Raw genomic sequence first — 11,132 nt, forward strand, 5'->3', positions numbered from 1 at the left:
ATTCCAGACGGGAGTTTCATACTGCGGTCGAAGATGCCAATATTGTCCAGTCCCAGAAATCCTCCGGAAAAGATATTGCTTCCATTATGATCTTTCCGGTTAACCCACCAGGTAAAATTGATCAGCAGCTTTTGGAAAACAGCTTCCAGAAAGGGGATGTCGGGTTTGCCCTCATTTTTTTGCTGGTCTATTTTAAATACCTCCCAGGTAGCCCAGGCATGTACCGGAGGGTTGGTGTCATCAAAATTCCATTCATAAGCAGGCAGCTGTCCATTAGGATGCATGTACCATTCTTTGGTCAGCATCAGCAATTGTTGCTTGGCAAAATCTGTATCAACCAGTGCAATGCTTACACAGTGAAAAGCCAGGTCCCAGGAGGCATACCATGGAAATTCCCATTTGTCTGGCATGGAAATAACATCGGCGTTGTTCACATGTTTCCAATTCAGATTACGCGAAGTACTGTGCCCTGGAGGGGGTGCAGGTTCTGCAGGATCTCCTTTGAGCCACTTATTAACGTTATAATCGTAAAACTGTTTGTTCCAGAGCAGGCCGGCATAAGCCTGTCGTTGAATCAGTTTTTCATCGGCTGAAGGAACCTTGTTTTGAAGAGATTGATAAAATTGGTTAGTTTCTTGAATGCGTTGTTCGAAAATCTCCTGGAAATCTTCAAAAGGCTTTGTATTTAAGTCTTTGCAAAACCGCAGTTGTATTGTTGCGGATTCCCCCGCTCCAATTTCAAATTTATAGCAAGCTGCTGCCTTTGTACCTCTGTTCTGTGGATTTACACAATCCACTTGTCCATTGACGATATATTCATTGATGGCGTCCTTATAGTATTTTTTTCCATCATCGAAATCATACAATCTGATCGTATTGTTCTCGTTTTCTGTAAACAACCATTCAGCAGTATTTTCTGTATAGAGCATATAATTACCCAGAGTTTCCTCCTGGATCTGCAACGCAGAAGCATTTACTTTGGAAATAGAGGCTTGTTTGTCGTGGTAACCCCATGACCACCGGTTTCTGAACCAAAGAGTAGGCAGGATGGAAAGGGGGGCAGGAAACTGACCTCTGTTGTGTGCAGTGATCCTGATCAATATATCCTCTTCCGAAGATTTAGCATACTCAATAAAAATATCGAAATAATCATTGTTATCGAAAACACCGGTATCTATTAATTCATACTCAGGATCGAGTTTGGTTCTGCGGGCATTCTCTGCCAGCAATTCTTCATAAGGAAAAGCCTGCTGCGGATATTTATACAGCATCTTCATATACGAATGCGTAGGAGAGGAATCCAAATAGTAAAAAAGTTCCTTTACATCTTCTCCGTGATTGCCCTGAGTGTTGGTTAATCCAAAAAATATCTCTTTAAGGATTTTATCTTTTCCGTTCCAGAAGGCAGGGGCAAAGCATAAAAATTGTTTATTGTCCGAAATCCCGCCAATGCCTTCTTCTCCCCAGCGCCAGGCTTTACTTCTGGCCATGTCGAAAGTTGTAGCCTGCCAGGCTTCACCATTTTCACTATAGTCTTCCCTTACAGTTCCCCATTGTCGATTGGATACATACGGTCCCCATTTTTTCCAGTCCGGCTGGGTTAATCGTTTTGCTTCCTTCTTCATTGATAGATTAGATTGATGGCTTAAAGGTAAAAAATACTGGGTCAAAGTAAATGAATTGTTGTCGTGACAATTATAAAAAAACAATTAACTTGCATGCTCAATAGATCAAACATAAACCCCAGATATCCTAAATTCAATGAAACATAGTTTTTTTACTTTACTCTTATTTTTATTTTTTGCTTCCGGTGCCCATGCACAAACCAAGCATTCGTTTAAAATTACAGATGGTCACTTCATTTTAGATGGTAAGCCCGTTCAGATCCACAGCGGTGAAATGCATTATGCCCGTATTCCAAAGCCTTATTGGCGCCATCGTTTAAAAATGATGAAAGCTATGGGCTTAAATGCAGTAGCCACCTATGTATTTTGGAACTACCATGAAACCGCACCAGGCGTATGGGATTTTAAAACCGGGAACCGGGATGTTGCTGAATATATTAAAATTGCACAGGAAGAAGGGCTTTTTGTCATTCTTCGCCCCGGACCATATGTGTGTGCAGAATGGGAATTTGGAGGTTACCCCTGGTTTTTAGAGAAGACACCAGGAATGGTGATCAGGGGAAATAATCCGCAATACCTTGCAGCTACAAAAGCTTATTTTACGGCGCTTTATGGACAGTTGAAAAATCTTTTGGTTACCAATGGAGGTCCGATTGTTATGGTGCAGGGTGAAAATGAATTTGGATCCTATGTATCACAGCGCAAGGATATCTCTTTGGAGGATCATAAAAAATACAGTGCAGCCGTATTTCAGCAGTTAAAAGATGTTGGATTTAATGTTCCTTTTTTTACATCAGACGGCAGCTGGTTGTTTGAGGGGGGTGCTTTGCCAGGTGCTCTTCCAATGGCGAACGGGGAAGATGATGTAGCGAAATTGAAAGAGGTAGTGAACAAATACCATGACGGTAAGGGCCCTTATATGGTAGCAGAATTTTATCCGGGATGGCTAGACCATTGGGCAGAGCCTTTTCCAAAGGTAAAAACTGAAAGCGTGGTAAAACAAACCCAGAAATATCTGGACGGAGAGGTGTCGTTTAACTATTATATGGTTCATGGAGGAACTAATTTTGGCTTTACTTCAGGTGCAAATTATGATAATAAGCACGATATCCAACCCGATCTGACCAGTTATGATTATGATGCTCCAATTAGTGAGGCGGGTTGGGCAACAGATAAGTACAATGCATTGAGGGCATTGTTGAAGAAACCAGAAACACCTGCAGTTCCTGCTAAGATCCCTGTTATTTCCATCCCCGAGATCCGCTTAAGCAAAGCTACAGACCTGGAGGATTTTAAAGATAAGATCAGCCCGGTGAATAACGATGCACCTTTAACTTTTGAAGAGCTAAACCAGGGACATGGTTATGTTTTGTACAGCAGAAAGTTTAATCAGCCCATTAGCGGTAAGCTGGAACTGGCCGGACTCAGAGATTACGCATTGGTCTATGTAAATGGCGTTAAAGTAGCAGAACTGAACAGTTATTATAAAAAGTATGATTGTGATATAGAGATCCCATTTAATGCAACATTAGATATCCTGGTGGAGAATATGGGTAGGATTAATTATGGGGCAAAGATCATTAACAGTACAAAAGGTATTATTTCTCCAGTTGTGATCAACGGACAAAATATTACAGGTAACTGGGATATGTATAAATTACCTATGGATGTTGCTCCAGACCTGGCTAAATTTAAAAATAGTGCTTCCGCTGGTAAACCTGCCATTTACCAGGGAACTTTTGAACTCAATAAAACAGGAGATACTTTTCTTGATATGCGGGAGTGGGGTAAGGGAATTGTATTTGTAAATGGAATTAACCTTGGCCGGTACTGGAGCGTTGGGCCACAACAAACTTTATATTTACCAGGATGCTGGCTCAAACAGGGGAAAAATGAAGTCGTGATCTTTGAACAGAAAAATGATGTGATGCATAGCGTTTTAAAATCTACTGAAACACCCATTCTGGAAGGTTTAAAGCCAGAGAATGGTTTACCTAAATAAGATACACTCCTTTAAAATAAGAGAAGCCTGCAAATCCAGCAGGCTTCTCTTATTTTAAATATATACTACAACTAATAATAAATATATCTGTTAGCTGTTACCTTAATTTCCTTGCGGCCGGGCGTAAAGTTATCCATTCTTGGGATCTCTTTAAAAGGATAGGTGAAGTTTGAAGAACTTGGTTCAGGATCAGGCTTTTCGTCATCGTCACAGTGGTCGTAAGTAGTAGAAATCTTTACTGCTTTTGTAGAGAAATTGATGTCACACTCGTGATCCGGGCCGCAGTTCATCGAATCATTATAGGTGGAACCAATCAGGAACCAGTCTCCGTTCTGATACCGAAAAATATTCCTCCATATACTGAAATGCTTGGCATTGTGATTAAAAGTCTGTTTAATCCTTAATGTATTGTTTTTGATCTCCATTTCTAAGGGAACGCCCTCATTTGCAAAGAAACCACAGTCTTCACTATTCCAAAGGACAGAGGAATTCAACTTCCATAGTTTGAGTTTCCCCTGTATGTTTTTGCAAATGTATAATACTCTTTGATAACCCGAATCTTTGGCTTTATGCGTGGTATTGTAAGCATACACCACTTCTTCCGTGCCGTCCTTGTCCAGATCTCCATGAGCTTCTGCAACCTGGGTATAACCCTTTGCGGGACGAAAGTCAGGTAGCCCTTGTGCATAGCCCCTAACGCCTTGCAGAGTTAAAGAAAAAGAGCATACAAGTGCGCTAAATAAATATTTTTTTGTTTTAAAAATCATACTCATATTAAGACGCATAGTTAGCTTGGATCTGTCCTGTTTACAACCGCAATCGCCATTCCATCATGTTCCTTTACACCAACTGTTTGTATAATGGTAGCCGTCACATTCTTGTTGGACTGGAGTAATTTGTTGAAGCGCTGCACGCCTTTCACTTTTTCGTCACTGGTGTTTTCATCTAATATCTTTCCTTCACGGATCACATTATCGCAAATAATAACAGTTCCAGGTCTGGAAAGACTTAATGCGTATTCAAAATATTCTGCATAGGGTGGTTTATCTGCATCTATAAAAATAAGATCGAATGGACCTTCTCCGTTTTCAATTAATTGCGGTAAAATCTCCATTGCCTTTCCAACACGGAAATCTACTTTGTCGGATAGCCCAGCTTTTCCAATGTTTTTCCTCGCCAGATCTGAATGACGTTGTTCAACTTCCAATGTGATTAATTTTCCATCAGCAGGCAGGGCCCTGGCCAACCAAATGGTACTATAGCCAGCCAATGTACCCAGTTCTAATATTTTCTTTGCGTTGGAGAGAACAGCCATCACTTGTAAAAACTTCCCAAGGTTTGCCGTTACACTAATTTGCGGAAATCCCTCCTCATCAAGGGATTTGATCGTGTCTTTCAGGACCTGGTCTTCTGGGGCAAGTAAGTTGCTGATGTACTGGTCAACTTTTCCAAATATCTGTTCGTTCATTTTCTCAGGCTTAATTTTTATCCCAATAAAGTTATAAATAAATAGAATTGTTTTGATGGTAACGTCTATGTTGCGTTTCAAGCCGGGGCTTGCTTTCGAGATTCAGTCTTTTTGGATATTATTTTTAACTTTGTGAGAAATCACAGAGAAAAGCAATGTAGGATTCCCTTCTTTCAGATAAAATAAATAGTTCCGCTGGTCAACGACGGAGGATATCAATTATTTACACTTAAAAGAAGGAAATGCTTAATCTTCATAATATTACCTATACACATCCTGATGGGGATGTTTTATTTTCTGATTTAAATTTAATTATCAATAAACATGATAAGATTGCTTTAATTGGCAGCAATGGCGCTGGAAAATCCACTCTTTTGAATATTCTTGCCAGAGACCTGGAGCCTTCATCTGGTTTAGTAAAGGCAGAAGGACGAATTTATCGTGTACCACAACTTTTCGGTCAGTTTAACAATTTAAGCATTGCTCAGGCATTGCAGGTACAAGATAAATTGCATGCGTTTAAAGAAATCCTCGACGGCCGGGCAACAGAAGAATATATGGCTATGTTGGACGATGACTGGGGTATAGAAGACCGCTGTAAACAGGCACTTGCCAACTGGAATCTTGAAAATCTGGACTTCAGTCAAAAAATGGCTGCGCTCAGTGGTGGTCAAAAAGCGAGGATATTTCTTGCAGGAATAGATATATATGAACCTGAAATTGTCCTTTTGGATGAGCCAAGTAATCATCTGGACCTGACCTGCAGAATGATGCTTTATGATTACATTGAGTCGGCAAAACATACTTTAGTTGTGGTTAGTCATGACAGGACTTTATTAAATCTTTTAAACAAGATGTATGAATTGAGCCATTCAGGTGTACGGGTTTATGGCGGAAATTACGATTTCTACACAGCCCAGAAAAAGATAGAGAATGAAGCGCTGGCTCATGACCTGCACAGTAAAGAAAAAGCCCTTAGAAAAGCCAAAGAAACAGAACGTGCTTCTCTGGAACGGCAGCAAAAACTGGACGCACGCGGAAAAAAGAAACAGGAAAAGGCTGGTATGCCTAAAATCCTGTTAAATACATTTAAGAATAAGGCGGAGAAAAGTACTTCACAGATGAAAGAAATCCACGCGGAGAAAACTGGTTCAATTTCCAGAGAGATTGTTCAACTGAGGGAAGTTTTACCTGATACTGGCCGAATGAAAATAGATTTAGACCATTCTGCTCTTCATAAAGGGAAAGTATTGGTGGATGCAAAATCCGTTAATGTTACTTATCATGAAAACCCGCTCTGGAAACAGGCATTAAACTTTCAGGTGGTGAGTGGCGACAGGATCGCGCTCAAAGGGGGCAATGGATCGGGGAAAACAAGCCTTATAAAGATGATCCTTGGTGATCTTCGGCCTCAGACCGGGGTGATGAACAGGCTAAGGGCCAGAACGGTTTATATCGATCAGGAGTATTCCCTTATTGATGCAGACCTCAGTGTTTATGAGCAGGCACAATGGTATAATTCCGGGATACTTCAAGAGCATGAAGTGAAAATTCGTTTAAACCGGTTCCTGTTTTCCAGAGACGATTGGAATAAAACATGTGGTACATTGAGCGGAGGGGAGAAGATGCGCCTGATGCTTTGCATATTGGTATTAAACCATAAGGCACCTGATATGGTTATATTAGACGAACCTACCAACAACCTGGATATCCAAAACATGGAAATGCTGACAGAGGCAATCAATGAATACCGGGGAACGCTTCTGGTTGTATCACATGATGAGTATTTTTTGAAGCAGATACATATAGAAAAATCAATTACACTGAGTTAATATTTTGTTATAACAGCGTTAGTTTCGGAGATCATAATGTAGCAATTGACTAGTACTGTTTTCCTATTTTAATAAAAATGTATTTTATACACCCAATTAGTCTTTTTTTTAAAATAAAATTTAGAAGTTCGCCTTTTTAATAAATAGAAATGAGCAAGAAAAAAGGATTTACGACCACTACTCTTCATTCAGACCGTCTTTTAAAACCGGAATTCGGAGCGATACACCAACCCGTTCATAATGCAGTAACCTGGGGATACGATGACGTACAAGGTCTGGTTAATGTTTTTCAAAATAAGACCAAGGGCTATGCCTATTCCCGTCAAGGCAATCCTACCACCACCGCTCTTGAGCATAAGGTGTCGCAAATGGAACAGGGGATTGCTACAGTTTCTTTTTCAACGGGAATGGCCGCTATTTCTTCTACCATACTGGCTTTAATGAAAGCTTCAGATCATATCATAGCAAGTTCCTATCTTTTTGGTAATACAAGGAGTGTAATGCAAACTTATATCGATCTTGGCCTTCAGATTTCTTTTGTAGATACAACAGATATTGAGCAGGTGAGGAACGCTTATACGGAAAATACCAAAATGGTATTTGTAGAGACAATTGCAAATCCGGCAACGCAAGTTTCCGATCTGGCCGCTATTGGCGATTTTTGTGCGGAAAAGAAACTCATTTATATGGTAGATAATACGATGACATCTCCTTATTTGTTTCGCCCTGCAGAGGTAAAGGCAAGTTTGGTGATCAATTCATTAACCAAATATATCGGTGGACATGGAAATGCATTGGGTGGTAGTGTAACAGATACAGGCTTGTTTGACTGGCTTGGTTTTCCAAACATTGCGCCAATTATACGCGAGCAGATCCGTCCTGAAATGCAGGGGATTACACAAATCAGGAAGAGAGGTTTACGGGATGGGGGAGGAACACTTTCTCCGGAGGCTGCTCATAGCATTTCTGTAGGCTCAGAAACGCTTGCTTTAAGATTGGAAAGGGCTTGTAATAATGCTGCGGTACTGGCAGAATTTCTAAATAATCATCCTATGGTGAGCCAGGTATATTATCCTGGGCTGAAAAGCCATCCGGAGCATGACCGTGCTTCAGCTTTGTTTCATCGCTATGGTGGATTAATGAGTTTTACGCTTGCCGATGGCATCGATTGCCTGTCTTTCCTGAATGAGTTGAAACTGGTGATTAAGTCCAGCAATCTGGGAGATACACGTACGCTGGCGATTCCAGTGGCACATACTATATTCTTTGAATTAGGTAAAGAAAGAAGAGATGAAATGGGTATACCGGATTCCATGATCCGCCTTTCTGTGGGCATTGAGGATATTGAAGATCTTCTGGAAGACTTCGGCAACGCCTTTACTTCTTTTAAGTAACCTTCAAAAATAATATTTAGATCAGGGAAGCATGCTTAATGCTTCCCTGATCTAGTTTAGGACTATTTCTGACCTGACATCATCACATAAGAATTTTTTACCCATTCTCCATTTTCATTGATGATTTCATCAGTTATTTTTTTTACTGTAATATTTGTAAAACCAGTTCTCTGAAATATTTTTTGCACTTCTTTAACATCATAAAAGATAAAGTCGAGCTGAGTCCATGGAAGATTTCCTCCAAAGTCTTTTTCCGTAAAGCTGAGAGTGAACTTGCCACCGTGTTTTAAAACACGCTTTATTTCCATAAAATAGGGTATCGGGTTTTTCCAGAAGTAAAGCGTATTTTCTGTAAAACAGTGGTCAAAGAAATCATTTTTAAAATCAAGTATTCCATCTCGTTTGGCTTTGAGAAATCGCGCATTGCCTTGTTTTACTTTCAAATTATTGGCTGATATTGCCTTTTTTACCATGTCTTCTGATGTATCAGTGCCATAATAATAAATTCCTTCAACCCGCTCAAAAAGAAAAGGAAGGTGTTTACCCTCACCAAAGCTGATTTCTAATAGTTGAAGATCTGCTGTTTGCTCTAGCGTATCTATAATCTGGAAAATTAAAGCATTATTGTCTTGCGAATGTTCTTGTTTGGCTGCTTCTTCAAAATCTTTCTGCTCATTCATTTTTTTTTGTATTGGATCTTGCTCCCTGGAAATTATTTAGGAGTTCGGCCAAAAATGAGGGGATTGCCTGTCATAGTTTTTACACAAAACGGATTTTCTTTTATATAAAACAGATTTTTTTAGTCGATGTAATGTTGTTCCATTTTTTTTTATCATAATTGCCGCAATGGGGATCAATATTGGTAAGGATTACGGAACCTGGAAAGAGGTAGGGGGTCGCTTTGAGCAGTTTCCAATGAAGGAGCAGTTGGTAACGGAGAGAAGAGATAAATGCAGTTTTTCTTTCAGTGATGCAGAATTGGTACAGATCACAACTCCCGATATTTATATTGTGTATGGTGACATTTTATTTAAACAGCACCTGTTGTATTTTCGCCCAACTTATGATGTTCCGGATATGGTAAAACTACGTTTCACTTTGTCAGGAAATGGAACGATATATAATTATGTAAATAACAAGAAGTACTTTTTTAATTCCAATCGGCAAAATATTATCTATATGCCCGAACTCGACGGTACAGGTGAATATGATACTGGGTGCAACTACCGTTTTTTTGAAGTTCATTTTGCTAAAGAAAAATTTCTGCAATTGTCCGAGCATTCCTGCAGATCACTCCAGATTTTAGCCGATCATTTGGATAGGGGGCATTATGCACAAATAGCAGAGCAAAACCTTCCGATCTCGCTGGCCATGCACGACTGTATACGCAGTATTCTTAATTGTAAATATACAGATGGATTAAAACTGATGTTTCTGGAGTCCAAATGTACAGAACTGCTTGTTCTTCAGGCCGAGGCCTTTGAAGCAGCGCTAACGAAAAAACAAAGTTTACCTTTACAGTCTGCATATGATAAAGAATGCATTTATAATGCCAGGGATTTTTTGATTCAGAATATTCAACAACCACCTTCGGTTGCACAGCTCGCAAAAATTTGTGGTATTAATGAGTTTAAACTTAGGCAAGGCTTTAAGGGACTGTTTGACAATAGCATATTTGGATATTTAACCGACTACAAGCTAAATTATGCAAGGGAACTGCTGCTGGAAGGCAAATCTATAAAGTTTGTTGCATTCGAACTCGGTTATTCTTCTGTTCAGCACTTCAGCACTGCCTTCAAAAAGAAGTTTGCCATATCACCCGGTCAATTGAGGATCTAAAATCTGGCAGCTGATAGGATTTTGGCTACAATATTTACGGATTAGCATACAACTGTTTTTTATGAAAACAGCATATTTGCCAATATTGACTATTTTAGAATATGGCTAATCATCAGATTCAACGTATAAAATCCATCAGGGAATATCATCAGCTTAGAGGTCTTCCAAAACCTGAGCATCCGCTGGTCAGTCTGGTGGACTATGCAGCGATTAAACATTCGCCCGACAACAATAAGATGAGTTGGGTATTTGATTTTTATTTGATTGCATTAAAGAAGAATATGATTGGCAAATTCAAATATGGCCAGCAGGAATATGATTTTGATGAAGGTACCATGTTTTTTATTTCCCCTGGCCAGGTTTTTAGGATTGAAGTGAACCAGGATGCATCAGATAAATCAGGATGGATGTTATTGATTCATCCTGATTTTTTATGGGATATGCCGCTGGCAAAAGTAATAAAGAAGTATGAATACTTCGGTTATTCAGTTAATGAGGCTTTGTTTCTCTCTGAAAAAGAAGAGGATATCATTACCGGTATCCTACAAAACATTCAACAGGAATACCATGAAAACATTGATAAATTCAGTCAGCAGATCATTGTTTCTCAGATTGAAGTTTTGCTGAGTTATGCAGAAAGGTTTTATAACCGCCAGTTTATTACCCGGAAAATTGCCAATCACGAGGTTCTTGACCGGCTGGAAGTATTACTCCATGAGCATTTCAATGGTAATGCCAATTGGAAAGGATTGCTTACGGTTCAGCACATTGCTATGCAGTTGAACCTTTCCCCTGATTATTTAAGTACCTTATTGAAGGTAACAACCGGGCTAAATACACAACAGCACATTCATGAAAAACTGATAGAAAAGGCCAAGGAAAAACTAGCGACCACATCCTTGTCTGTAAGTGAAATAGCTTATGAACTAGGGTTTGAACATCCTCAATCATTTAGTAAACTGTTTAAATCCA

9 protein-coding genes are annotated in these 11,132 nt (G+C 39.6%); 5 read left to right on the forward strand and 4 right to left on the reverse strand.

Features of this window, described 5'->3' with window-relative positions; genetic code table 11:
* Nucleotides 1-1,625, reverse strand: a 1,625-nt coding sequence (locus VNZ46_RS21070) for an MGH1-like glycoside hydrolase domain-containing protein (protein ID WP_414693518.1), incomplete at its 3' end; no start/stop codon positions are given.
* A gap of 136 nt (nt 1,626-1,761) precedes the next feature.
* Between VNZ46_RS21070 and VNZ46_RS21075 the strand changes: the two genes are divergently transcribed.
* Complete coding sequence (locus tag VNZ46_RS21075; RefSeq protein WP_325562303.1) at nt 1,762-3,627, forward strand: beta-galactosidase; 1,866 nt, start codon at nt 1,762-1,764, stop codon at nt 3,625-3,627.
* Between the two features lie 71 nt (nt 3,628-3,698).
* On the opposite strand, the gene VNZ46_RS21080 is transcribed toward VNZ46_RS21075, so the two are convergent.
* Nucleotides 3,699-4,400: a hypothetical protein gene (locus tag VNZ46_RS21080; protein WP_325562305.1), complete on the reverse strand. Its 702-nt coding sequence runs from the start codon at nt 4,398-4,400 to the stop codon at nt 3,699-3,701.
* Between the two features lie 14 nt (nt 4,401-4,414).
* Nucleotides 4,415-5,095: an O-methyltransferase gene (locus VNZ46_RS21085; RefSeq protein WP_325562307.1), complete on the reverse strand. Its 681-nt coding sequence runs from the start codon at nt 5,093-5,095 to the stop codon at nt 4,415-4,417.
* Nucleotides 5,096-5,337: 242 nt separating this feature from the next.
* Here VNZ46_RS21085 and VNZ46_RS21090 point away from each other — a divergent pair, with 242 nt between their 5' ends.
* Nucleotides 5,338-6,927, forward strand: a complete 1,590-nt coding sequence (locus tag VNZ46_RS21090; protein ID WP_325562309.1) for an ABC-F family ATP-binding cassette domain-containing protein — start codon at nt 5,338-5,340, stop codon at nt 6,925-6,927.
* Nucleotides 6,928-7,076: 149 nt separating this feature from the next.
* A complete protein-coding gene (locus VNZ46_RS21095; protein WP_325562311.1) occupies nt 7,077-8,321 on the forward strand; it encodes a cystathionine gamma-synthase family protein in 1,245 nt (414 codons plus the stop codon).
* A 62-nt stretch (nt 8,322-8,383) separates the two neighbouring features.
* On the opposite strand, the gene VNZ46_RS21100 is transcribed toward VNZ46_RS21095, so the two are convergent.
* Nucleotides 8,384-9,001 (reverse strand): class I SAM-dependent methyltransferase, encoded by a 618-nt coding sequence (locus tag VNZ46_RS21100; RefSeq protein ID WP_325562313.1) that lies wholly within the window; start codon nt 8,999-9,001, stop codon nt 8,384-8,386.
* Nucleotides 9,002-9,167: 166 nt separating this feature from the next.
* Between VNZ46_RS21100 and VNZ46_RS21105 the strand changes: the two genes are divergently transcribed.
* Complete coding sequence (locus tag VNZ46_RS21105; protein WP_325562315.1) at nt 9,168-10,160, forward strand: AraC family transcriptional regulator; 993 nt, start codon at nt 9,168-9,170, stop codon at nt 10,158-10,160.
* A 101-nt stretch (nt 10,161-10,261) separates the two neighbouring features.
* Nucleotides 10,262-11,132, forward strand: an 871-nt coding sequence (locus VNZ46_RS21110; RefSeq protein WP_325562317.1) for an AraC family transcriptional regulator, incomplete at its 3' end; no start/stop codon positions are given.

Source organism: Pedobacter sp. (assembly GCF_035566355.1).
Taxonomy (GTDB): Bacteria; Bacteroidota; Bacteroidia; order Sphingobacteriales; family Sphingobacteriaceae; genus Pedobacter.

Excerpts from the sequence above, each read along its gene's own strand:
- VNZ46_RS21090 (WP_325562309.1), top strand. The coding sequence starts at position 5,338 with ATGCTTAATCTTCATAATATTACCTATACACATCCTGATGGGGATGTT.
- VNZ46_RS21080 (WP_325562305.1), bottom strand. The coding sequence starts at position 4,400 with ATGAGTATGATTTTTAAAACAAAAAAATATTTATTTAGCGCACTTGTA.
- VNZ46_RS21075 (WP_325562303.1), top strand. The coding sequence starts at position 1,762 with ATGAAACATAGTTTTTTTACTTTACTCTTATTTTTATTTTTTGCTTCC.
- VNZ46_RS21085 (WP_325562307.1), bottom strand. The coding sequence starts at position 5,095 with ATGAACGAACAGATATTTGGAAAAGTTGACCAGTACATCAGCAACTTA.
- VNZ46_RS21095 (WP_325562311.1), top strand. The coding sequence starts at position 7,077 with ATGAGCAAGAAAAAAGGATTTACGACCACTACTCTTCATTCAGACCGT.
- VNZ46_RS21100 (WP_325562313.1), bottom strand. The coding sequence starts at position 9,001 with ATGAATGAGCAGAAAGATTTTGAAGAAGCAGCCAAACAAGAACATTCG.
- VNZ46_RS21105 (WP_325562315.1), top strand. The coding sequence starts at position 9,168 with ATGGGGATCAATATTGGTAAGGATTACGGAACCTGGAAAGAGGTAGGG.